Source organism: Nitrospina sp. P1_D6, from assembly GCF_052156615.1.
Taxonomy (GTDB): domain Bacteria; phylum Nitrospinota; class Nitrospinia; order Nitrospinales; family Nitrospinaceae; genus Nitrospina.
The window spans coordinates 216,589-239,940 of sequence record NZ_JBQKUN010000002.1 but is presented as its reverse complement, the minus strand read 5'-3'; the positions used below and the strand labels follow the sequence as shown (position 1 = coordinate 239,940).

Genomic DNA, 23,352 nt, shown 5'->3' with positions numbered 1-23,352 from the left:
AAACGTCGTTAACGTTAAAAAGCATTTCCCGCGGAGAAGTGGAATTCGGCGTTGCTGTCGCCCGGCACGGCATCGAGTTTTATGCCGTAAGCCAGGGATATGGGACCGAAGGGACTGAGAAACCGAACGCCGCCACCGACACTTTGCCGCATGTCAAACGGGTCCATGGTTCGCGATGTGGTCGAGACATCGAAACCGGTTCCGTACACGTTGCCCCTGTCGTAAAAACCGAAGATTCGAAATTCCCGGGTGATCGGGTACTGCAACTCGACGTTGATCAGCAGGGACTGATCGCCCCCCAGCGGATCGCCGTTGCGGTCCTTGGGACCGACCTGCCGGATGGTGAACCCGCGCAGGGAATTTGACCCACCCATGAAATAATGTTCGAAAATCGGCAAGCCCTCACCGCCGTAATCCTCGGCAAACTGGACTTCCCCGTGCAGGGCTAACACCAGTTCGCCGATCAGCGGGGTGTAGTAGGTTCCTTCGTAGCTGGTCTTGTAGAAGTCCGCGCCGCCCAGAAAACTGCCGGCGAACTCAAATCGTACCACATGCCTCGTGCCCTGTGTAGGGTTTAAAAAGTCGTCCCGGGTGTCGCGGATGAAGGTGGGACCGATGCGGCTGGTGGTGCGTGTTCCGTTTCTCAGGAACACCGTCTGGTTTGCGGGTTCCACGTCCGAAACCTTCACTTTCTCAAAACGGTAGCCAATGCCCAGCCAGTCCGTTTCCGAAAGGTTTTTACCCAGGCGGAGGCCGCCACCCGTGGAACGGGAATCGAAACTGAAGAAATTGGACCTGCGGTTGAACAGGTCGACCCCGAAAGAGATGTCGCTGTCGAACACCCGCGGATCGGTGAAATTGAAATTGAAATTGGTGCGGCGTGCCGAAAGATCGGTCGACAGGTTCAGACTGCGACCGGTGCCGAACAGGTTGTTCTGCGAGATGGAGGCGTTGAACACGACCTTTTCAACCGAACTGAACCCGGCGCCGAAGGTCACGGCTCCCGTGGGGCGTTCGGTGACGGTGGTGGTGAGGTCCACCAGTTCCGGGCTGTCGCCACGGTGGGTGTCGATCTTCACGTTTTCAAAAAAGCCGAGGTTGTTGATGCGCTGCTTGCTGCGTTTGAGTTTCTTGCTGTTGAACAGCTCGCCCTCTTTCAGGCGAAATTCCCGGCGGATGACGTTGTCTTGCGTGCGTGTGTTGCCGTAAATATCCACTTTGCCCACATAGACCTTGCGGCCAGGCGTGACTCCGATTTCGACATCGACGGTTTTGTTTTCGTCGTCCAGCCTGGTTCGGGGCAGCGCGTCGGCGTAGGCGTAGCCTTTCTCCGAATACAGCTCCGAAACGCGCAGCGCGTCCTCCCTCATTTTCGTGGCGTTATAGATTTCGCCCTTTTTGGACTCCACGACTTTAAGCAACTCCTCGCGGGTGTACGTTTCGTCCCCTTCCACGGAGATGCCTCCCAGCCGGTACTGCTCTCCCTCCTGGATGCGGATGTCCACGTAGATTTCTTTTTCTTCCCGGTTGATCTCGATGGTGGGATCTTCGATACGGACCTTCAGATAGCCATTGTCGTGATAAAAGGATTCCAGCCGCAATACGTCGATACGGAGGGTGTCTTTTTTATAAATTCCGGATTCGTCGAACCACGACAGCCAGGTTTCGGATTTGGTTTCCATATGGTCTTCGAGGTCGTCGCCGTCGAACGCCTTGTTGCCGTGAAAACGGATCTCCTCAATCTTCACCTTCTCGCCTTCCTGGATTTGAATGACCACATTTACGAGACCGAACTCGTTCACCTTGTGCTGGATGTCGATTTTGGCAAGGAAATAAGCTTTCTCCTTATAGTGCTGAGTGAGTTTGGTGATGCTGTCCTGGATGAGATGGTCGCGGAAGGTGGCTCCGCGCTTGAGAGCGATGAGCGGTCGCAGGTCCTCGGTTTTGATGTTGGAGTTGCCGCGGAACGTGACGTCGCCGATGGAGGGAATCTCCTCGACAATGTAGATGACCTTCACACCGTCCCCCATCGGTTCGGTTTCCACGCGGATATCGGAGAACTGGCCGAGGCTGTAGATCTGTTCGATGTCGCGTCCGACGAGGGGCCGGGACAGCGGTTTGCCGACTTCGGTTTTGATGTAGTAAAGAATGGTGGAGGAATCCACGCGCTGGTTGCCCCGGATTTCCAGGCCGCTTACGGTGGGTGAGTCCTCGAACTGGGCGTGTAGGGGAGCGGCAAAAAGGGCGGTCAGCAGCAGGCAGAGATAAACGAGCGCAATCCGGCAAATCCGTGCCGGTGGACCTGACCGGGTGTGTTCAATTCGGCATCCGTCCAATGTCTTGCAGGGAGTGGGTTTTTCGGGCAAAAAAAAGTATTAAGCTTTACGGCATAAATAACCATAAAGCTTAATACTTTGTCTATCAAAAACAAGGGTTGGGAAATCCGGGTGCCGGGTAACGGCACCCAACACCGTTAGACGGTGTTGAGCGCCCCGGTTTTTTCGGTGAAGACGAGTTCGTCGTCTCCGAGAGTGATTTCCACCACGCCGCCCGATTTGAAGCGGCCTTTCAGCATTTCGTCGGACAGCACGTCTTCCAGGTATTTCTGGATGGCGCGCTTCAACGGCCGGGCGCCGAAGTTGCGGTCGTAGCCTTTTTCGGCCAGCCATTTCTTGGCGTCCTCGGTCATGTCGATGGTGAGTCCCTGCTGGATCAACTGTTCGTTCAACTGACCGATCTGGATGTCGAGGATCTGCGTGACGTCCTCCAGGGTCAACGGCCGGAACACGATGACGTCGTTCAGGCGGTTGATGAATTCCGGGTTGAACGTTTTGCGCAGGTCCTGTTTCAGGTCCTTCTCCATTTTGTCGAAACTCATGTCCACGTCATCCTTGTGGAACCCGAGGGATCCCTTGTCCAGCATCTTGGAACTGATGTTGGAGGTGAGGATGATCACGGTGTTCTTGAAATCGACGTTGCGTCCATAGCTGTCGGTCAGCCGGCCGTCGTCCATGATCTGCAACAGCAGGTGGAAGACATCCGGGTTGGCCTTTTCGATTTCGTCGAACAGCACCACGGAGTAGGGCTTCCGGCGGACCTTCTCGGTCAGCTGGCCGCCTTCTTCGTATCCCACGTAGCCGGGAGGCGCCCCGGTGAGGCGGGAGACGTTGAACTTCTCCATGTACTCGGACATGTCGAGGCGGATGAGCGCATCGCGCTGACCGAACAGGAACTCGGCCAGAGCGCCCGCCAGCTCCGTCTTGCCGACACCCGTCGGACCGAGGAACAGGAAGGTGCCGATCGGGCGGCGCATGTCCTTGAGGCCCGACCGCGAGCGGCGGATGGCCTTGGTGATGGCCTCGACGGCTTCCTTCTGGCCGACGATCTTGTTGCCCAGTTCCTCCGCCATGTTGAGCAGGCGGGTGGACTCCTTTTCCTCGATGCGGTTGAGCGGAATGCCGGTCATGCTGGAAACCACCGCGGCGATGTCTTCCTCGGTGATGCTCGGCTCCTGCAGCTGGTTTTCCTGCTCCCAGCTGTTGCGGGCCTGTTCCAGCTTGGTGCGCAGTTCTTCTTCCTTGTCGCGCAGGTCCACGGCTTTCTCGAACTCCTGGTTTTCGATGCGCACTTTCTTTTCGCGCACCAGGGTATCGATCTCGCGCTGGATCTGGCGCATTTCCGGAGACTGCGTGGCCTTGCGCAGGCGCACGCGCGAACCCGCCTCGTCGATCACGTCGATGGCCTTGTCGGGCAGGAACCGGTCGTTGATGTACCGGTCCGAGAACCGCACGGCGGTGATGATGGCGTCGTCGGTGATCTTGGCCTTGTGGTGCACTTCGTAAGGCACCTTGAGGCCGCGGATGATCTCGATGGTTTCCTCCACCGACGGCGGGTTGACGATGATCGGCTGGAAGCGGCGTTCCAGAGCACCGTTCTTTTCAATGTATTTGCGGTATTCCTCGAGAGTGGTGGCACCCACGCACTGAATCTCGCCGCGCGACAGCGCCGGTTTCAGCATGTTGGACGCGTCCACGGAACCTTCCGCGGCACCGGCGCCCACCAAGGTGTGCAACTCGTCGATGAACAGGATGATGTTGTCGTTCTGCGTGATCTCTTTCATGATGCCCTTCAGCCGGGCTTCGAACTGACCGCGGTACTTGGTGCCGGCGATCAGGGAACCCAGGTCGAGAGACACCACGCGCTTGTCGAACAACGAATCGGGAACTTCGCGTTCCACGATCAACTGCGCCAGCCCTTCGACGATGGCCGTCTTGCCGACGCCCGGCTCGCCGATGAGCACGGGGTTGTTCTTGGTGCGGCGGCTGAGAATCTGGATCACCCGCTCGATTTCCTTGGAGCGGCCGATGATGGGATCCAGCTTGCCAGCCAGCGCCATCTGCGTGAGATCGCGGCTGAATTCATCCAGTGTCGGCGTCTTGCCGGCTTCGCGCGAGGATTCGGCGGGTTCCTTGAACATCTCCACCAGTTTTTCCTTCACGTCGTCGAAGTACATGCCGAAACTGTTCAGCACGCGGCAGGCCACGCCTTCTTTTTCTTTCAACAAACCCAGCAACAGGTGCTCGGTACCAATGTAATTGTGGTTCAGGGAACGGGCTTCCTCGACGGCGAACTCCAGAACCTTCTTGGCCCGCGATGTGAACGGGATGTCGCCGATGACAAGGGAATTGGAACTGCGAGGAAGGTTCTTCTCCAACTCCTGCTTGATCTGGCTGAGATCGACGCCGGATTTCTGAAGAAGCGCCACAGCAATGCCGCCTCCGTCCTTGATCACGCCCTGAAGAATGTGCTCCGTACCCAAATATTCATGTCGGTACAACTCAGCTTCTTCGCGCGCTAAGATGATGACTCGTCTGGCTCTTTCTGTGAATCGCTTAAACATATTGGTTCTTTCCAAAAGAGAATGAAAAACGGGTCTGCGGTGAAATCACCTAGAAACCTACGATCCAAAAGGAGTTGTGAGGTTCTGCTGGTAATTCTATTAAGCATTTTAGCAAACCAACGCCATAATACAAGGATTATTTTCCCCGCGCATGTTCCGCCAACTTCTTTTATTACGGGCAATTATAAGATTTTTCCGTAAATGTGGCGATTTGGGCGCGATCCATTTTGCTTCCGATAAAAAATGCCAATATTGACTATTTTTTATGATCCCGCCGTCCCGGGCGCCTTCCTGCGGAGCCCTTCGGGGTGGGTTAAAAATAACCCGCATCGGGGTGGAAACACACCACGGCGGCTGTTGTGCTGGGCGGATCGAACTCGTTGGCATCGGTCAGCTTGATACCCAGGTCCTCGCTTCCGAGAATCTCGTAAATGCGCTTGTTGTTGATCAAATCCTCCAGTGCCGGGTAGCCGGGGCTGTAGCGCTCGCCCCCCTTGTCCCTGGTGCCGGTGCGCTGGCGCAACAGGCCGTGCACGTATTCGGCGAAGTCCTCGGCGATGCGGTCGCCCAATCCCTGCAAATACAACGCCGACTCGGAGTCGTTTTCAGCCTTGAAGGTGTTGATCGCCTTCTCCAGCGTCGATCCGGCGGTGGTGATCTGCAGGCCCACTACGTCCATAACACCGGAATCCCTGGAATGAAAGTACTGGGCGACAGAAAATTTGTCGCGCTTGCCGTTTCTGGCCTTGCCGATGTTGACGGTCCAGGTGATGCGTCCCAGCTCGCGCTCCTGGTTCTCCGGATCGTAGATGATCAGTTCGTCTCCCTCGCTCTGTGCGGGGAGCAGGGCAAACCGCGCGCGCGGGATGATCCACTGGTTGGCGTCGGCCTTGTCGATCCATTCCTGCTGCAGCCGCTTGAGGTTTTCAATCGTCACGCCCTTCTTCGACCACGACGACTGCTTGCCGTATTTCCAGTTGAGCGAGAACAGGCTCTTGGAATCGATGACGTCCGCCAGCTTCTTGAGCTTGAACTCGACTTTCTGGATGCCGTAGCCGTCCTTCACCGGCTGGTATTTCTTGAAATCGACCTTCCTGCGGTCGAGCGACTTCAGCAGGTTCGCCCGGTCTTCCTCCATGCCCTTGGCCTTCTTGTACTGGCGGATGAGTTTCTCCCGGTTTTCCTGCATGAAGGTTTGAAGCAGGTCTTTCTCCTTCTCCACCAGCTTGTTCATGGTGTTGACGCCGTCCATGCCGCTTTCGCAGTAGAACACCGTGGACAGGATGTCCTCCAGTTCCTCCTGCCCGTGCATGGCCACGTAACCCGCGTGCCGGTGGTTGACCGGCGCGCCGCCGATGAGGATGGGGATCTCGTAATTCTGCTCCTTCAGCATTTTGGCAACGGTGATCATGTGGTTCGACGTCTGAACCAACAGCGCACTCATGCCGATGGCGTCGGCTTTCTCCTTGCGTGCCGTCTCGACGAAGTTCTCCAGCGGGACCTGCACGCCGAGATCGATGGCGCGGTAGCCGTAGTTCTCGAGCAGGGTCTTGGCGAGGTCCTTGCCGATGCTGTGCACGTCCTGGTAAACGGTGCCGATGACCACAGTGCCCTTGTAGTTGATGGCGTCCCCCGGTTCGACGCCGCTGGTGTGCCGCATCCACGCTTCGAGGAAGCCCATGACACTGCGCATGACGTCGGCGCTTTTGAGCAGGTGAGGCAGGCTGATCTCGCCCCGCCCGAACCCGTCCCCGAGTTCGCGCATGGTTTTCATAAGGTAATCGCTGATGAACACCAGCGGTTCGTGCTTGTCGATGGTCTGGACCGCTTCAAGCACGATGCGGTCGGTGTACTCGTACTTGAATCCCTGCACCTCGACGGCGCCTTTTTCCTTGTCCTTGTAGCCGTCGAAGATTTTCTGGCAGATGCTGTCTTCCAGCGACAGGTCGGCGTAGTTGGATTTCTTTTTGACCGTGCCTGTTTTTTTCTGCTCGGCGATCTCCTCGAGTTTCTCGAATGCCTCCATGTCGCGTTCGAGCACCACCTTGCGCCCCAGTTCCGCATCTTCCGGCGGCAGGCTTTCCACCGGCACGTAGTGGTTGGGATTGAGGATGGCACAGTCGAGTCCGCGTTTCCGTCCCTCGTCGAGGAACACGCTGGTCAGCACCTTGCGCATGTACGGTTTCTTCGCCAGGCCCGCCGTCAGGTTGCCGACACCGATGGAGGTGCGCAGGTCCGGATGGATGGCCTTGATGCGCGGCAGGCTCTCCAGCGCTTCCAGCGAAAAGTTCATGCCTTCCTGCGACTCACTGCCGATGGGATAGGCGTTGATGTCGATCAGGATCTGGTCCGGCGTGACGCCGTACTTCTCGCCGCACTGCTTGACGATCTCCGCCGCCAGGTCGTACTTCTCGTCGGCGGTGATGGCCGGTCCCGACTCGCCGTTGACCAGCGCGATGTAGATCGGGTGATGTTCCGCCGTCACTTTCAGCACCGCGTCCAGTTTGGAAACCCCCGGCGCATACTCCTCCAGCGAAATGGAATTGATGATGGGGCGTCCGGGATAGGTTTTCAGTCCCGCTTCCAGCGCCTCGACGGAGAACGAGTCGATCACCATCGCGCCCTTGAAGTCGGTGGTCAGCTTGTGAATGACCTCGGGCAGAACGGTTTCGGTCTCGACGATGTTGGAATCCATGCACACGTCGATGATGTCGATGCCGAGGTCGTCCAGCTGCTCACGCACCACGTCTTCCAGTTCCTCCATGCGCACGCCTTCGCCGTTCTCCACGGCATCGCGCACCTTTTTGCTGCCGCGCGCGTTGAGGCGTTCGCCGAAGCGCACCAGGCTTTCGGTGCCGTCCAGGAGCACTGCTTCCTGCGGGCCGGAGATGTAGGTCCGGCGGTCGATCTCGCGTTCAACCGGTTTGGCGTTGTCCACCATTTTGCGCAGGGCGCGGATGTGTTCCGGGTTGGTGCCGCAACAGCCGCCGACGATGTTGACCCCATATTCATAGACAAAGGGCTTCATGATCTCGGCCATGGCCTCCGGTTCCAGCTTGTACACGGTGACTCCGTCCTCGGAGAACGGCTGGCCGGCGTTGGGCACGACGGACACCGGCAGGGCGCTCTGATGCGTGATGCGTTTCACCGTGTCCACCAGGTCTTCCGGGCCGACGTTGCAGTTCATGCCGAACACGGTGACGCCCATGCCCGCCAGCGCGGTGTAGGCCGCGTGGATGTCGGTGTTGAAGATCTGCATCTTGGAAAACCCGTCCACCGTGACCTGGGCGATGATGGGCAGGGTCTTGCCCTTGTTCTGGAAGGCGCGTTGGGCGCCGATGACCGACGCCTTGGTCTCCAGGATGTCCTGCTGGGTCTCGAACAGGATGACGTCCGCGCCGCCGTCGACCATGCCTTCCACCTGGATGCGGTTGTTGTCCACGATCATGTCGAAGGTGGCCTTGGCCAGGTTGGCGTCGGTGCTGGAGACGACGTAATTGGACGGGCCGATGGACCCGGCCACGAACAGCGGCCGCCCATCGTAGCCTTCGGAGGTCTTGTAGCGCTCGATGGCCTTCCGGGCGATCCTGCAACCTTCCACGTTCAGGTGGTAGGCGATGGCTTCCAGGTCGCCTTGCTTCAGGTCCAGCCCGGCAGGGGTCGCCTGCATGACATCCTGCTTGATCTTCGCCCAGTCGAATTCCTTGAGCCGCAGGGGCGACGCGCCGAAGGTGTTGGTCTCGATCAGGTTCGCGCCTGCATCGAGGTATTTGAAGTGTATGTCTTCCAGCCACTCCGGCCGGGAAAAGGTCAACAGGTCGGTCAGCATGCGGAACAGCGACCCGCCAAAGGTCTCGTCGGTGACGTCCAGGTTCTGCACCATGGTGCCCATGGCACCATCGAGAACCAGAACGTGCTCTTTTAAAGCGTCTTCAAACTTCATAAGCTCCCGTAATCAATGGGTTTGCAATATTTTGCGTGGTGTGTCGATGTAATCGGTGAAGTCCATACTATATATGATACGCTGGAGGGGAACAAGGTGCGGACATGGTCCAACTCTTTTTCAGAAGGGGCTAACTGCTTATGCCAAAACCCGTTACGCGATCCAAAACTTTCGGGATTGTCTGCCTGGGCCTGCTCTGGCTTTTGCTAGAGGGGTGTGGCTGGGCCAAGGACCGGGACTACGGCAATCTCCTTGAAAATCAACTGAAATACCCGAAGGACCTGCAAATCACCATCTTTGCCGAGGCCCCGAAGGCGCGCCACATGGCCTACGATGACCAGGGAGTGCTGTTTCTGTCGCAGACCAAGGCGGGCAAGGTGGTGGCCCTGCCGGATGCGGATGGGGACGGCAAGGCGGACCGGGCGGTGCCGATCATGAAGGGCGGGAACGGACCCCACGGCCTGGCCTTTCTGCAGTTGGATTCGGGATACTACCTCTATATTGCGGAAGAGAACCGGGTTGTGCGGTTGAAACGCACCGCCAAACCCTTCACTTTCGGCAAGCCGGAAGTGATCGTCACCGGCATCCCCACCGGCGGCCACTCCACCCGCACCATCAAGTTCCAGGACGGCAAACTCTACTTGTCGGTCGGCTCGTCCTGCAACGTGTGCATCGAGGAGCACCCGTGGCGTTCGGCCATCATCCGTTTCGACGTGGATGGCAAAAACGAAGAAGTGTTCGCGCGCGGCCTGAGGAATTCCGTCGGCATCGAGTTTTCGCCCTACACCGGTGAGTTGTGGGGCGTCAACAACGGCCGTGACTGGCTGGGCGACGACCACCCGCGGGAGGAACTCAATATCATCCGCCTGGGGAAACACTACGGCTGGCCGTACTGCTATGAGGACCGCGTTTCCGACCCGGATTTCGGCGACCAGTACGACTGCAAGTTGACCGAACCCCCGGCGCACACCTTCACCGCCCACATGGCCCCTCTGGGCCTCGAGTTTTACAAGGAAGGCGCCTTGCCTGTGCGTTACAACAACAGCCTGTTCGTCTCGTTTCACGGATCGTGGAACCGGTCGATGCCCGCCGGGTACCAGGTGCGGCGACTGCAGCTGGACGCCGAGGGCAACATCCAGTCGGACGAGGTGTTCATCGAAGGCTGGTTGCAGAAGGACGGCTCCAAGGCCGGGCGGCCGGTGGACTCGATCGTTTCACCCAGGGGCGAACTGCTGGTCTCCGACGACTACCTCGGCGTGGTGTACCGCATCACCGGGAAATGAACGCGAAGGAAATCACGGTTTGTTTTTCGTGTCGGCGGAAACGGGTTCTCCGGACCAGTCACCAAACAGCATTTCAAACGTGGAGGGCACTTCCTTCACGCAGCGGAAGCCGACGTCCGGTTTGCGCAGGATGGGATGCAGGTTCTCGCGGTAGGACACGCGTGACTTGAGCGCCACCACCTTTTTGTATTCCTTCTCGGGAAAATGCCCGACGCCCATGTAGGACAATCCGCGCACCACCACCACGTCCTTCGGAAATTTCAGGTTGGTGGCGGTGTTGCCGGAATAGGGCAGGTAGTAATCCCAGATCCATTCCCACACGTTGCCGATCATGTCCTCAACCCCGTAGGGGCTCGCCCCCTCCGGGTGCTGGCCGATGGGTTCCAGCCCGTGTCCTCGTTTCCTCCGCGGGGACTTGCTGACATTGGCCTTGGAGAAATCGAACTGGTTGCCCCAGGGGTAATCGATGACGTTCGGTCCGCGCGCGGCCTTTTCCCATTCCATCTCTGTCGGCAATCGCTTGCCCGCCCACTTGGCGTAAGCGGCGGCATCGTAAAAATTCACCTGCGTCACCGGATAATGGTCCCGGCCTTCGGCATACTTGGGTCCGTCCCAGCCGGGGGGCGTGCGGTGGTCGGTGGCCTGCGTGAAGATGTAGTACTGGAGGTTGGTGACCTCGTACTTGTCGATGTAAAACGCGGGCAGGTGCAGGCGCTGTTGCGGCGACTCGTCGGCGAACCACGGTTTGTTGAGTCCCAGCGACAGTGCGTGGCCTTTCTCGTCAACTTCATCCGTGCCCATGCTGAAGTACCCGTCGGGGATCAGAACCATGCCTTCCGGCGCGGGCGGCGTGCAGGCGGAAAGGAGCCACAGCAACGCCACGCACAACCAGAACGGTCCGCGGCGACCCGGTATGAATTGACGGCGACTGTTCATGGCGCCCCGAGCAAATGGAGGGAAGGTGGCATCTCTCATTAGTTTACTATATCCTTGAAAGGAACGCATGAAGGAACGCGGGAGGGGACAGCCTGTCATGACCGAACCACAAACCATGCAAAGCGACCGGGTGCCGCGGGAGGCGATCCGGCGGGACGCGCTCACCGCCTTCGGCATGGACCCGGTTCCCGGCGAGCTGGTGGAATCGATCCGAGCCCTCGGCATCACCCACCCGCTGGTGCTGGTTCCCCAGGCAGACGGGTTTTGCGTGGTGTGCGGCCACCGCCGCCTCGAAGCGGCGGAGGTGCTGGGACTGGACACGGTGCCCGCTCATCTGGTGGAACCCATGCCCGACGCCGACCGCCTGATGTGGAACCTGCAGGAGAACCGCGCCCACCGCCGTTATACCGATATCGAAAAAGGCCGCATCCTCCACCGCCTGCACTCCGCGGGCGTTGGCGAGGCGGAGCTGGTGGCCGGGGTCCTGCCCGTCCTGGGTGAACCGAAAACCAGAAAGCGCGCCGCCGACCTGTTGGGCGTGCGGGTGTTTGCCGAATCGTTCCAGCGCCTTTTGCACGAACTCAACATCCCCCTGCGCGTCTTTTCGTTGATGACGAAGTGGGACGACGCCGACCGCGCCGCCGCGGAACGCCTGTTTGCCCAACTGCGGCCCGGCCACAACAAGTGGCGTGCCGTTTTGGAGACGGTCGACGAGACCGCCACGCGCGACGGCACCGCCCCCGCTGAGGTGCTGGAGCACGCGGCAATCCTGAAAACGCTGGAGGACGCCTCGCTTCCCACGAATGAAAAGTACGACGCGATTTTTTCCTGGCTGCATGCCCGGCGGTATCCGCACCTGTCGGAACTGCAAAGCCGGGTGCGCCGGGCCGCCGAGCGGCTGCAACTGGACCCGAAGACGAAGCTGAAACTGCCGGAAAATTTCGAGCAGGATCTTGTAAAAATCGAATTGAAGTTTTCTACTGAAGAAGAGCTGACCCGTCAGGTGGAAAAACTGTTTGGTGCCTGCGACGCGGAAGCGCTGAAAGAACTCCTGCGAACCCTGAAAGATCCTATTACATAAGGACGCGCCGATGGACGCGAAATCCCCGCCCTTTCCTGAATCCTTAAAATCCCTGATTGAAGCCGTCGAAAAGGAAACGCACTGGAGCCCCCAGCGCGCCGCCCAGATTCTGCGCGAAGCGGACATCACCCAGCAGGACCTGATGCCCTGGGCCTTTTTCGATCACCCGGTGAAGGACAGCTACGGCCGCAAGCTGGTGCACGACGGCGGGCATTACGAGATGATGGTGATGTCCTGGAATCCCGGCGACGTCTCCGCGCTGCACGACCACGGTTACGCGCAGTGGGGCGCGGTGAAGGTGTTTGGTCCGGCGGAGCACGCCTCGTTCTGGCTGATCAACGGCGAACTGCACACGCAGTCGCGCACGCGCCTCAAGCCCGGCGACGTTATGCACGTCGGCCACGAATGGGTGCACCAGATGGGCAACACCTCCGGCATCCAGTTCCTCACGTTTCATCTGTACGGATGCGTTGGGCGGCGCGGAGGCATCACCGCCAACGCACGCGTGTTCGATCTCGACGCCGACCAGGTGCACCTCACCAACAACGGCGTGTTCTTCGCATTGCCGGAGTCCGCCATCAACGCGCGCATCGCCGGGCCCATGCCGGATTTCATGACGCACTTCCGCCATCAGGTGGAATTGAAGCACCGCCTCGACCGCATGCGCGCCGCGTCGGACACGCAATCCCTGCCGCCGCTTTTGGACACGCGCGACCAGCGCGTCACCGAGGACCTGTTCGACGCGAAGCACTGGGACGCGTTCGAGCACGACCTGTTCCTGCACGTGGATACCGGCACCGGGTGCATGACCGATCTCGGTTACTGGCAGAGGCTGCGGCAGGAAGTGCAGGCCGTGGCGGAGCTCCAGGAGAAACTGCGCGAGGAAGCCGACAACGGCGATCCCTTCGACACCTACGCGGAGTTGTACGACGCCGTGGTCGGCGAACCGTGCCTGGACAGCTTCATGGAAAGCTACCTGGAGTTCGCCTTCCGCAAATACCGCCTGCTCAACAAGGGCGGGCGGTTTCTGTCATTGGGCTGCGGCACGGGCATGGTGGAAAACCACCTGGTGCGGCGCGGCCGCGTGCCGAAAGACCGCATGCACGGAGTCGACAAGTCGCCGGCGATGGTGAAGGTGGCGAAAGAACGCATCAACGCGTGGGAAGGGGATATCCTGAAACTCGACGAAGAAAACGCGTGGGACGTCACCTACAACGGGCTCAACGTGTTCCAGTACCTGCGGCCGAAAGAGATGGAACAGGCCATTCGCGTGGCCGCGCACATCACCCGGCCCGGCGGGTACTTTGTCGGCGACTTCATCACCCCGGATCACATCCGCGTCTATCCGCATGTCATCCGCTCGAACTGCGGCAACGTCATCTCGCTCCGCCAGCCGGAATTGATCGAGCAGGAAGGGCACATCTTCCAAAGGAGCGCGATACTGAACGTGAGCCGTCTGCACGGCACGTTGCAGATCACCGATGAAGGACGTCACCTGCGGTGCCTGCCGTCGGTGACGCGCGTGCGTGGCTGGTTCGAACAGGCGTTCCGCGGTCCCGTCGACGTGTACGACGCCGCGACGCTCCATCCCCTCGACCCCTCCGACGAAACCTGCTGGTCCACCCGTTATCTTGTGATCGCAAAGAAGAAGTGACCGGGTTACACCCGGGGGAAGCGGGTAATGCCCGGTGGGCGAACGATGGTCCGAGGGCCCGTTTCAAAAAAACCGTTTCCCTCTTCGTAGAGGAGCCACAGATAAACACAGATGAACAAAGGTGGACATGGATGGAAACAGATCGAAAAATACTTTCCTCTCTCCCTTTCCTGAAGGGAAAGGGAGGGAACCCCTTCTCCCCGGGTGGGAGAAGGTTAGGATGAGGGGGATTCATGATTCCTCTGCTATTTGGTAAACCATCGAAGGCTGGCTGGAAAGCGATGAAAGCGAATAGATAAATCTTACTGGTGAGGCTGTATGGAAATCATCGAACTGGAAAGCTGGGAGGAATTTGAACAGGCAATTGAGGAAGAGCACAATGCAATAACCGAACTTAAGAAAGATAACCCACTCCATTTTTCGGATTTGCTATTTAGGGGGCATGCGGACGCTAATTGGAAATTGTCTACAACTTTGGAGAGGTTTTCTAAGGACAAGGGGTTACCACCTATCTGGTTTTGGGAAGAATATTTTAATGTTTTGCGGCGAATACTTCCCGCGGTTTCCTCGCTAGCCTCCCAAGAATATGAATTGCCTATGGATTTTAAAGTGAATCCGATAAATCCCTTTCCGCTTGGTTATGAGCTAATGATTTATGCTAGGCACCATGGTTTTCCTTCGCCAATGTTGGATTGGACGCGCTCTCCTTATGTTGCCGCTTTTTTTGCTTTTAGTTCCATTACAGATAGTTCTCATGTAGCCATATTCTCATTCAGAGAATACGTTGGTGCAGGAAAGGCTTATACAACTTCTTCCCCAGCTATAAAAGGCCTAGGGCCATACGTTACAGCCCAAAAAAGGCATTATTTGCAACAGTGTTTATATACTATTTGTCATAAGGATGTTGAGGGTGCAGAGGTCTATTGTCCGCACGAGGATGCGCAGTTTGGCGAAGATCAGGATCGATTGAAAAAATATACCCTCCCTTCCACCGAAAGGGAAAAGGTCCTCAGAAAACTGGATTTCATGAACATAAACGCCTTTTCGCTTTTTGGGAGTGAAGAAGGTTTGATGGATTGGCTGGCTTATCGAGAAATCGAAAAGGATTATCGTGAAGGTTAGTATTTTAAAGTCCATTCAATTCGACACCACTTCCTTGATCTTTTTGGCCAGGGGTTCGGTGACGCCGGGGAGTTTTTGCAGGTCTTCCAGAGAGGCGTGCTTGATGTTCTCCAGACTGCCGAAGGTCTTGAGCAGCAGGAGATGCCGCTTCTTGCCGATGCCGGGGATGTTCTGAAGCGGCGACTTGAGCGCGTTCTTGCCGCGCAGACTGCGGTGGTAGTCGATGGCGAAACGGTGCGCCTCGTCGCGCACGCGTTGCAGTAAAAACCTGGACGGCGAATTCTCCTTGAACCACACCGGCTCCTTCTTCCCCACCAGGAACACTTCGTCCGTATCGAGGTTCGTGCGGAACTTGCCCTTGGCGATGCACGCAAGGTCGATGCGTCCCTCCAGTTCCAGGCTCTGCAACACCTTGTAACCGGTGTTGAGGTGACCCTTGCCGCCGTCGATCAGGATGAGGTCGGGAAGCGGCTTGTCTTCGTCCAATAACCGGGCGTACCGCCGCGTCATCACTTCCGTCAGCATGGCGTAATCGTCGATGCCCTCCACCGTCTTGATCTTGAACCGCCGGTACTTGCTTTTCTCCGCCCTGGCGTTGTGGAAGTAGACCATCGATCCCACGGCGTGCGTGCCGCCGATGTTGGAGATGTCGAAGCCCTCGATCGTTTTCGGAAAGTTTTTGAGTCCCAGCGTCTCGCGCAATTCCTCCAGACTGCGCGTGGCGACGTCGCCCTTGTCCATCTCGGCGCGCATGGCGAAGCGCGCGTTCTCCTCCGCCATCTGCACCAGCGAGCGTTTCTTGCCGCGTTGCGGGATTTCGATCTTCACCCTGGCCTGCCTTTTTTCGCTCAGCCAGTCTTCCAGCAGTTCGCGGTCCTCGATCTCCTGCGACACCAGGATCTCCGAGGGCAGGATGGTTTCGTCGGCGTAGTACTGCTTGATGAAGGAAGCCAGCGTTTCTGCGTCGGCTTCCTCGCTCGGGTTGTTCATCTTGAACAGTTTTTCGGCGAGCAGTTTGCCGTTCCGCACGATCAGCACCTGCACCATGGTGGCTTTCGATTCCGTGTAGCAGGCGAGGACGTCCTGGTTTTCCATGCCGGTGGAGATGATGCGTTGCTTGTCGAGAACCGTGTTGACGGCCTCGATCTTGTCGCGGAACACCGCCGCCTCTTCGTAGCGTTGCGCTTCCGATGCGGCGTTCATTTTATCTTTCAGGCTGTCGATGAGTTCCGTGTTGCGGCCCTTGAGGAACAGGATGACGTCGTTGACCACCTTGGCGTAGTCTTCCGGCGACACCAGAGACGCGCACGGCGCGAGGCAGCGTTTCATGTGGTAGTTGAGGCAGGGCCGCCGTTTGGGCGTGCCGTCGAGTTCGTCACTGCTCTGCCTCAGCGGAAAGATTTTGTAGATGAGGCGGATGGTCTCCCGCACCTCGCGCACCATGGTGTAGGGACCGAAGTACGTCGCGCCGTCTTTCTTCACGCGCCGCACCACTTCCAGCCGGGGATACGTCTCCTGCGTGGTCAGGCGCAGGTAGGGGTAATGCTTGTCGTCCTTCAGCATCACGTTGTAGCGCGGCTGGTGCTTTTTGACGAAATTGCTTTCGAGGATCAGCGCTTCCTGCTCGGTCTGCGTGGTGAGGAACTTGATGTCCGCCACCTTGCGCACGAAGATGCGCGTGCGCGGCGCGTGGTCGCGCGACTCGGTGAAGTAGGACCGCACGCGGGGATACAGCGACTTGGCCTTCCCGATATAAAGAATTTCTCCGGCTTTATCTTTCATGATATAAATGCCGGGAACTTTCGGGATGGTTTTCAGAATGTCTTTTATGGAATCACTCGGGGGCAAGGCGACCTTCCTTTTTATATGCTTCGGACCGCACCGGTGTGCCGGTTTGGAATTCTCTTCAATTATATAGCACGCGTTTCACCCGCCGCCAGTCCCCCGCCTGCGGACGCGCCATGAACCCTTTTCAGACGTGGGGGATCGTTCTTCTTTGTGCCCTGCTGTGGGGCGTCCCGGCCCACGCCACCGGCACGCTCGATACGGTGCGCGAACAGGGTGTTCTGCTGTGGGGCGCCGATGCCGAAGGCGGCGCGCCGTACGTCTTTCCCGATCCCGAAAACCCCTCCCGCCTCATCGGTTTTGAAGTCGATCTCGCCAACGCGCTGGCGCACGAACTCGGCGTCACCGCGCGCATGGTGCAGAACGACTGGAGCTCGCTCCTCCCGGCACTGCAACGCGGCGACTTCCACATGGCCATGAACGGCCTCGAATGGACCGGGGAACGCGCCCGCGCCGTGGACCTCTCGCGTCCCTACTACATCTACGAACAGCAACTCGTGGTGCGCGCGGACGACACGCGCATCGACAAGCTGAGCGACCTGTCCGGCATGACGGTGGGCACGCTGGTGAACTCGGTCGCCCACTCCATCCTGAAAAAAATGGGGAGCGTCAAGGTGCGCGTGTACGAGGGACAGGTGGAACCGTACCGCGACCTGAAACTGGGACGCAGTGACGCGGTGCTGCTGGACCTGCCGATCGCGCAATACTACGCCGCGCCGGACCCCGCATTCCGCTTCGCCGGGCCGCCGGTGGGGGAGGGGCTGTACGTCATCGCTATGCGAAAGGGAGACGACGCGTTCCTGAACGCGGTCAATGCGGCCATCGGTAAGTTGTACGACGACGGCACCCTGCAATCGATTTATAAGAAATGGAATCTGTGGAACGACACCCAGCGCGCGCTGGTGGAGGAAGATCACACAGCCAGGCGGGTGTTCGACTTTAACGAGGATCAAGCCATGCAGGAATACCTGTTGATACTGATGAAGGGCGCGGGCATGACGGTGGTCATCTCCGTGCTCGCAATGACGCTGGCGGTTCTACTGGGGCTGGTGCTGACCGGCATGCGCCAGCTGGGCAGACCCTTGATGCGCGGGATGGCCGCGACGTATGTCGAGATCGTGCGCGGCACGCCGCTGTTGCTTCAACTCTACATCATCTATTACGGCCTGCCCAACATCGGCATCCGGCTCGACGCCTTCACCGCCGCCGTGGTGGGACTCGGCATGAACTACGCCGCGTACGAGGCGGAAGTGTACCGCGGCGGATTGAAAGCGGTCGCAAAAGGACAATGGGAGGCGGCGCTGTCGCTCGGCATGACGCCGTTCATGATCTACCGGCGCATCCTTCTGCCGCAGGCGGTGCGCGTGGTGCTGCCGCCGGTCACCAACGATTTCATCTCGCTGTTCAAGGACACGTCGCTCGTGTCCATCATCGCCATCGTCGAGCTGACGAAAAGTTACAACATGCTGGCCGTATCCTCCATGCGTTTTCTGGAACTGGGACTGCTCACCGGCCTGCTGTACCTGATGATGGCGTACCCGCTGTCGTTGCTGTCCGCGCGCCTCGAGCGGAGGTTGCAGACGGCATGATCCACGTCGAGGGCCTGACCAAACGCATCGGCGACCACACACTCCTGCGCGGCATCGACCTGGACGTGCCGACCGGCGGCGTGCACGTGGTGATCGGGCCCTCCGGCGCAGGCAAGAGTTGCCTGTTGCGTTGCATCGCCGCACTGGAGGCATTTGAGGCAGGCCGTGTGCGCGTGGATGACCTGGAAATCGCCGGTACCGAAACCGACGGCCACCGCGCGCCGGACCCGAAACGCGTGCGCGCCCTGCGCATCCGCGTCGGCATGGTGTTCCAGCAGTTCAACCTGTTTCCGCACATGAGCGTTTTGGAGAACCTCATCGAGGCGCCGGTGCAGGTGCTGGGCCTTCCGCGTGCGGCCGCTGAGGAAAAAGCGCGCGCCCTGCTTGGCAAGGTGCACCTGCACAACCTGTCGCACCGCTATCCCGGCGACCTCTCCGGCGGCGAACAGCAACGCGTCGCCATCGCCCGAACGCTGGCGATGAATCCCAACTGCGTGCTGATCGACGAGCCGACCTCGGCGCTCGATCCGGAAATGGTGGGCGAGGTGTTGCGCGTCCTGCGCGAACTCGCCGACGAGGGCATGACGATGCTGATCGTGACGCACGAAATGGATTTCGCACGCAGTGTGGCCGACCGGGTGGTGATGCTCGACCGCGGCGAGGTGGTGGAGGCGGGCGAACCGGCGCAGTTCTTCTCCGCCCCGGCAACGGACCGGGCCCGAAATTTTTTAAAAAGGCTTCTGGAACGCTGATATACTTGGTGGCTTGTTGCGGAACCACGTTAACTCTTTATAATTGAAGGCCATGGAGACTCAAGGCAAACAGCGCGGATTCTGGGGGTCGCGGCTGGGATTCATCCTCGCCGCGTCCGGTTCGGCGGTCGGGCTGGGCAACATCTGGAAGTTTCCCTACATCACCGGCGAGAACGGCGGCGGTGCGTTCGTGATGATTTACCTCGTCTGCATCCTGGTCGTCGGCCTGCCCATCATGCTGTGCGAGTTCACCATCGGCAGGCGCACCAACCTGAACCCGGTCGGCGCTTTCAACATGCTTAAACCCGGCACGCCGTGGGTGTTGGTCGGGTACATGGGCGTGCTCGCCGGCTTCCTGATCCTTTCCTTTTACGGTGTGGTCGGCGGCTGGACGCTGGCCTACGTGGTGAAATCGCTGACGCACGTGGTGGATCACTTCGCGTCCTCTGCGGAGGCGGGAGCGTTCTTCGGCCAGTTCATCGCCAATACGGGCGAGATCATGGTGTACCACACGCTGTTCATGGCGATGTGCATGGCCATTGTGTACCGGGGGGTGCACGGCGGGATCGAGCGCGCCTGTGACATCCTGATGCCGACGCTCGTCATCATGCTGTTCCTCCTGATGATCCGCGCCCTCACCCTGCCCGGCGCGGAAGAGGGGGTGAAGTTTTATCTTTATCCCGACTTCAGCAAGATAACAGGGCAGACGGTTTTACTGGCGATGGGCCAGGCGTTCTTTTCGCTCAGCCTCGGCATGGGCTGCCTGATCACCTACGGAAGCTACCTGTCGCCGAAAGAAAACCTGACTTCCTGCACGTTTTATGTCGTCCTGTTCGATACCATGATCGCGCTGCTGGTGGGGATGGTGATCTTTCCCGCCGTGTTCGCCATGGGGCTGGAGCCCGAAAGCGGTCCGAGCCTCGTTTTCAACGTCCTGCCCGCCGTGTTTTCGAGCATGCCGTTCGGCACGCTGGTATCGATCATTTTCTTTGCGCTGTTGACCATCGCCGCCATCACCTCCGCCATTTCCCTTTTGGAATCGGTGTCGGCCTACTTCATTGACCAGCGCGGCTGGCCGCGGCAGAAGGCGGTGATCGTGACCGGCGTGGTCATCTACCTGTTCGGCATCCCCTCCGGCCTGTCTTTCGGGGTGATGCAGGATGTGACCTTTTTCGGCATGACTTTCTTCGACGTGGTGGACAACCTGTCATCCAATTTCCTGCTGCCGCTGGGGGGCATGTTGACCGCTGTCTTTGTCGGTTGGGTGTGGGGCACGAAGGAAGCGCACAAGGAGATCGAACGGCATGAAACCACTTTTCACTGGGCGCGCTACTGGGAGTTCATCCTGAAGTACGTCAGTCCCGTGGCCGTCGCCATCGTCTTCATCACGCATTTCCTGCCTGCCGACTGAAACCGGTGGTAATTCAAACTGAATTTTCCCCAATCGTTTGCTGAGCCGATTTTGTCCTCCTGTTTGTTTTGACAAAGTGGGATTTAGCCTTAAAATTGAATCAGATGTAAACGAAACCGGGTCCCGCCGGGAAGGTGGCGCCCCCGCCTTGCAAATCACGGGGCAGCGGACGGGCTGGAAAAGGCTTTTGTTTTGACATCGAACGTGGGAAAATTTTTTATATTGAAACCGGTTGCATTCCTGGGAAACTAAATCAAGTATTAGAATGGTTTGCAGGTTGGCTGGCGCAACCGGCACACACCGGAAATGGAACGTTCCCATTATTCGGAATGGGTTTCGGGAACCGCACATTTCATCCAGATCTTCCTGAACAAAGGAAAACAGGGTTGAGGAGTTCCGGTGGAAAAATTTAAAGCCTACATCAAGGAAAACATCAGCGAGGTGATCATCCTGGCCATCCTGCTCGGGGTGGTGGTGATCAATTATTTCATCTACTCGAAGATCGCTTTCCTTGACATGTTCTACCTGCTCGCGGTGCTGGCCGGGTACTACATCGGCCGGCGGTTTGCGGTGCTGGGTGCGTTTCTCGCCATTCTGCTGGTCTGGTATTTCCTTCTGGCCAACCAGGACCAGCCCATCACCATCGAAAGCCGTTTCGACTTCAACATGAACATGACGGTCTGGGCGTCGTTCCTCATCCTGGCGGCGTGGCTGATCGGCACCCTCACGGAAAACCTGCGCAAGGAATTGAAGGAAAGCAATCGTCTACGTGAAGACATGCAGAGAGACCGCATTCTCCTCAACATCACCAACGCGCGCCTGAACGAATACACGCAGCACCTTGAAGACAAGGTCGCCGACCGCACCCGTGAGCTGGAGCAGAACAACAAGGACCTGCAAAACTTCGCCGCGATCGCGTCCCATGACCTGAAAGAACCCCTGCGCAAGATCGTGGCCTACAGCGAAATGATCGAACAACAGGAACCGGAGATCGCGCAGGAGATCGACTCGTTCCTGCAGCGCATGCGCAAGGCGGTCGCCCGCATGGAGGACCTGATCGACGGTCTCATGAAGCTCTGCCGGGTGTCCCAGAGCAGCCAGATGCTGGAGGAAACCGACCTCAACCGCGTCCTTCGGGAAGTGGTGCAGGATCTGGAAGTGCGCGTCGTGGAGACGCAGGCGGAAATTCAGGTCAACCGTCTGCCGGTGCTTCATGCCGATCCGTTTCAGATGCAGTTGCTGTTCCGCAATCTCATTTCGAACTCGCTCAAGTATCGCCGGATGAACCTGCCGCCGAAAATTTCCATCGGTGTTTTGTACGAAAACGAGGACGAATACCAGTTCTATGTCGAGGACAATGGCATTGGTATTCCCAAAGAAAACATCGACATGATTTTTCTGCCGTTCGAACGCCTGCATTCGAGGGACAAGGTGGAGGGGTCGGGCATCGGGCTGGCCATCTGCCGCCAGGTGGTGGACCGCCACAAGGGCGAACTGAAAGTCGAAAGCGAAGTCGGGCGCGGCACGCGTTTTCTCATCCGCCTTCCAAAAGTGGAAGTCGCCCACGTCGAAGCGGCTTAGGATTCTTTCCTTCCTCTTTGTTTCATTCCTGCAGTGCCATTCCGTTGCGGCCGGGTCAGGGCCGGAAATCCATGAAGAACACCCGGCCGGAATCAGGGTGCACCCGCATGATGGGATTGGCCGGGTCTTTCCCGGCCGGAGTTCCGAAACATTCTCCCGAATAAGAGGTTTCCGGTGAGCCCCACCACTCCGGTGGATGGGCCAGGTTCATCGGGCAGGGGCCCGCTTGCGGAACCATTTTCTTCGCCTCCTTCAGGGCGGTCAGGACCGGAGCGTTCTCTTCCAGATCGAAACGGAACAAGGCCATATCCGGCGAATGCAGGTGATACAGATTGCGCACCCCGCCTCCGGGTTCGACGCCGAAATATTTTTCAAACTCCAGTTGTGCCGCCGGAGTGTCCGGACCCTGATTGGAAGCCAGCCAGGGTTGCGGAAGAAAGGAAAGATAGATGAATGCGTAAAATCCCACCAGGACGCACGACAGCATCCACATCGCTCCCAGGAACAGGTTGGAAATCAGCAGGTAGCGTTGAGGAAGGGGAATCGCCGCCGCCCTTTTCCGCTTCGCCAGCCAGACACCGAGCCAGCCGAGGGGAATCAGGAAGAACAGGATCACCAGTCCCAGTGGGGCGCCGACATCGAACAGCGGGTGATGGTTTTCAAAGCCGTGCTCCATGACGGCGAACAACAGCACAACCACGCCCGACACATTGAGGGCTGTGTAAATCCGCAAAACAAAAGAGCCTTTAGCCGGCCGGAATTCCTCTGTCATGCCTGCGCTCCACTTGTCGAAACCGTCCCGCAGCGATCCCCTTCACGCATCCGGTTTTTTCCACATTCGGGGATTCCCGGTTTGATACACTGGAAGTAATAAGAGTTATTCGAACCGGAGGTGGTCATGAAACGAATCCTTGGCATGCTCGCGTTTTCCCTGCTGGTATCGGGGCCGGCGTATGCCGCCGAGTCCGGTACCCAATGCGATCCGCCCTACGACCCGTCCAATATTGTCGAGGTGCTGTTCTTTTATCCCGGCACCATGAAGTATCTGGCGAACGGACCGGACGCCTGCCGCTTCGACTTCGGCGACAAGGTGAAGGCGGTGGTGAAGGACACGTGGCTGATGTGGGGCGGGTGCGTGGACGCGACGATGAAAGACATCGACAACTCGCTGGCGGGCAACCTGAAACCGCAGTGGCGGGAAAAAGACACCTCGCAGGCTGCGACTCGGCAACCGCCCTACCGCGAAGGCAGTTGA

General features: G+C 58.5%; 15 protein-coding genes. 9 read left to right on the top strand and 6 right to left on the bottom strand.

The genetic code is table 11. The features are described 5' to 3' along the window. Positions 1–14 precede the first annotated feature (14 nt). From bamA to ACTRXA_RS04715, 3 genes are all read right to left on the bottom strand, one after another. Entirely contained in the window at positions 15–2,366 is a 2,352-nt protein-coding gene (bamA, locus tag ACTRXA_RS04725) for an outer membrane protein assembly factor BamA (protein ID WP_442426052.1), read from the bottom strand. Between the two features lie 107 nt (positions 2,367–2,473). Then, positions 2,474–4,900 carry an ATP-dependent Clp protease ATP-binding subunit gene (locus ACTRXA_RS04720; protein WP_442426051.1) on the bottom strand — a complete coding sequence of 809 codons (2,427 nt, stop codon included), beginning with the start codon at positions 4,898–4,900 and terminating at the stop codon, positions 2,474–2,476. 313 nt (positions 4,901–5,213) lie between these two features. Beyond that, positions 5,214–8,843, bottom strand: a complete 3,630-nt coding sequence (locus ACTRXA_RS04715; RefSeq protein WP_442426050.1) for a homocysteine S-methyltransferase family protein — start codon at positions 8,841–8,843, stop codon at positions 5,214–5,216. Between the two features lie 140 nt (positions 8,844–8,983). Between ACTRXA_RS04715 and ACTRXA_RS04710 the strand changes: the two genes are divergently transcribed. Beyond that, complete coding sequence (locus ACTRXA_RS04710) at positions 8,984–10,126, top strand: PQQ-dependent sugar dehydrogenase (RefSeq protein WP_442426049.1); 1,143 nt, start codon at positions 8,984–8,986, stop codon at positions 10,124–10,126. 12 nt (positions 10,127–10,138) lie between these two features. Here ACTRXA_RS04710 and ACTRXA_RS04705 read toward each other — a convergent pair whose 3' ends face one another. Beyond that, positions 10,139–11,062, bottom strand: a complete 924-nt coding sequence (locus ACTRXA_RS04705) for a formylglycine-generating enzyme family protein (protein WP_442426048.1) — start codon at positions 11,060–11,062, stop codon at positions 10,139–10,141. 97 nt (positions 11,063–11,159) lie between these two features. Between ACTRXA_RS04705 and ACTRXA_RS04700 the strand changes: the two genes are divergently transcribed. The 3 genes from ACTRXA_RS04700 to ACTRXA_RS04690 all read left to right on the top strand — a co-directional run bounded on the left by ACTRXA_RS04700 (position 11,160) and on the right by ACTRXA_RS04690 (position 14,919). Further along, positions 11,160–12,143, top strand: a complete 984-nt coding sequence (locus ACTRXA_RS04700; protein ID WP_442426047.1) for a ParB/RepB/Spo0J family partition protein — start codon at positions 11,160–11,162, stop codon at positions 12,141–12,143. 10 nt (positions 12,144–12,153) lie between these two features. Further along, positions 12,154–13,797, top strand: coding sequence for a methyltransferase domain-containing protein (locus tag ACTRXA_RS04695; protein WP_442426046.1), 1,644 nt, complete (start codon positions 12,154–12,156; stop codon positions 13,795–13,797). Between the two features lie 318 nt (positions 13,798–14,115). Continuing rightward, positions 14,116–14,919: an FRG domain-containing protein gene (locus tag ACTRXA_RS04690; protein ID WP_442426045.1), complete on the top strand. Its 804-nt coding sequence runs from the start codon at positions 14,116–14,118 to the stop codon at positions 14,917–14,919. A 15-nt stretch (positions 14,920–14,934) separates the two neighbouring features. On the opposite strand, the gene uvrC is transcribed toward ACTRXA_RS04690, so the two are convergent. Next, the gene (uvrC, locus tag ACTRXA_RS04685; RefSeq protein WP_442426044.1) at positions 14,935–16,767 is read right to left on the bottom strand and encodes an excinuclease ABC subunit UvrC; all 1,833 of its coding nucleotides are present in this window, start codon (positions 16,765–16,767) and stop codon (positions 14,935–14,937) included. 113 nt (positions 16,768–16,880) lie between these two features. Here uvrC and ACTRXA_RS04680 point away from each other — a divergent pair, with 113 nt between their 5' ends. The 4 genes from ACTRXA_RS04680 (at position 16,881) to ACTRXA_RS04665 (ending at position 22,097) form a co-directional block, all read left to right on the top strand. After that, positions 16,881–18,353 (top strand): ABC transporter substrate-binding protein/permease, encoded by a 1,473-nt coding sequence (locus tag ACTRXA_RS04680; protein WP_442426043.1) that lies wholly within the window; start codon positions 16,881–16,883, stop codon positions 18,351–18,353. Next, on the top strand, positions 18,350–19,105 hold the full coding sequence (locus ACTRXA_RS04675) for an amino acid ABC transporter ATP-binding protein (protein WP_442426042.1): 756 nt from the start codon (positions 18,350–18,352) through the stop codon (positions 19,103–19,105). The genes ACTRXA_RS04680 and ACTRXA_RS04675 overlap by 4 nt, the downstream gene beginning before the upstream one ends. 52 nt (positions 19,106–19,157) lie before the next feature. After that, entirely contained in the window at positions 19,158–20,516 is a 1,359-nt protein-coding gene (locus tag ACTRXA_RS04670) for a sodium-dependent transporter (RefSeq protein WP_442426041.1), read from the top strand. A gap of 399 nt (positions 20,517–20,915) precedes the next feature. After that, positions 20,916–22,097: a sensor histidine kinase gene (locus ACTRXA_RS04665; protein ID WP_442426040.1), complete on the top strand. Its 1,182-nt coding sequence runs from the start codon at positions 20,916–20,918 to the stop codon at positions 22,095–22,097. Between the two features lie 55 nt (positions 22,098–22,152). Here ACTRXA_RS04665 and ACTRXA_RS04660 read toward each other — a convergent pair whose 3' ends face one another. Continuing rightward, positions 22,153–22,869: a hypothetical protein gene (locus ACTRXA_RS04660; RefSeq protein ID WP_442426039.1), complete on the bottom strand. Its 717-nt coding sequence runs from the start codon at positions 22,867–22,869 to the stop codon at positions 22,153–22,155. A gap of 126 nt (positions 22,870–22,995) precedes the next feature. Here ACTRXA_RS04660 and ACTRXA_RS04655 point away from each other — a divergent pair, with 126 nt between their 5' ends. Then, the gene (locus ACTRXA_RS04655; protein ID WP_442426038.1) at positions 22,996–23,352 is read left to right on the top strand and encodes a hypothetical protein; all 357 of its coding nucleotides are present in this window, start codon (positions 22,996–22,998) and stop codon (positions 23,350–23,352) included.

What these genes read in the sequence shown, in the direction of transcription:
- ACTRXA_RS04720 (WP_442426051.1), bottom strand. Translation starts at nt 4,900, where the DNA reads ATGTTTAAGCGATTCACAGAAAGAGCCAGACGAGTCATCATCTTAGCG.
- ACTRXA_RS04715 (WP_442426050.1), bottom strand. Translation starts at nt 8,843, where the DNA reads ATGAAGTTTGAAGACGCTTTAAAAGAGCACGTTCTGGTTCTCGATGGT.
- ACTRXA_RS04710 (WP_442426049.1), top strand. Translation starts at nt 8,984, where the DNA reads ATGCCAAAACCCGTTACGCGATCCAAAACTTTCGGGATTGTCTGCCTG.
- ACTRXA_RS04705 (WP_442426048.1), bottom strand. Translation starts at nt 11,062, where the DNA reads ATGAACAGTCGCCGTCAATTCATACCGGGTCGCCGCGGACCGTTCTGG.
- ACTRXA_RS04700 (WP_442426047.1), top strand. Translation starts at nt 11,160, where the DNA reads ATGACCGAACCACAAACCATGCAAAGCGACCGGGTGCCGCGGGAGGCG.
- ACTRXA_RS04695 (WP_442426046.1), top strand. Translation starts at nt 12,154, where the DNA reads ATGGACGCGAAATCCCCGCCCTTTCCTGAATCCTTAAAATCCCTGATT.
- ACTRXA_RS04690 (WP_442426045.1), top strand. Translation starts at nt 14,116, where the DNA reads ATGGAAATCATCGAACTGGAAAGCTGGGAGGAATTTGAACAGGCAATT.
- ACTRXA_RS04680 (WP_442426043.1), top strand. Translation starts at nt 16,881, where the DNA reads ATGAACCCTTTTCAGACGTGGGGGATCGTTCTTCTTTGTGCCCTGCTG.
- ACTRXA_RS04675 (WP_442426042.1), top strand. Translation starts at nt 18,350, where the DNA reads ATGATCCACGTCGAGGGCCTGACCAAACGCATCGGCGACCACACACTC.
- ACTRXA_RS04670 (WP_442426041.1), top strand. Translation starts at nt 19,158, where the DNA reads ATGGAGACTCAAGGCAAACAGCGCGGATTCTGGGGGTCGCGGCTGGGA.
- ACTRXA_RS04660 (WP_442426039.1), bottom strand. Translation starts at nt 22,869, where the DNA reads ATGACAGAGGAATTCCGGCCGGCTAAAGGCTCTTTTGTTTTGCGGATT.
- ACTRXA_RS04655 (WP_442426038.1), top strand. Translation starts at nt 22,996, where the DNA reads ATGAAACGAATCCTTGGCATGCTCGCGTTTTCCCTGCTGGTATCGGGG.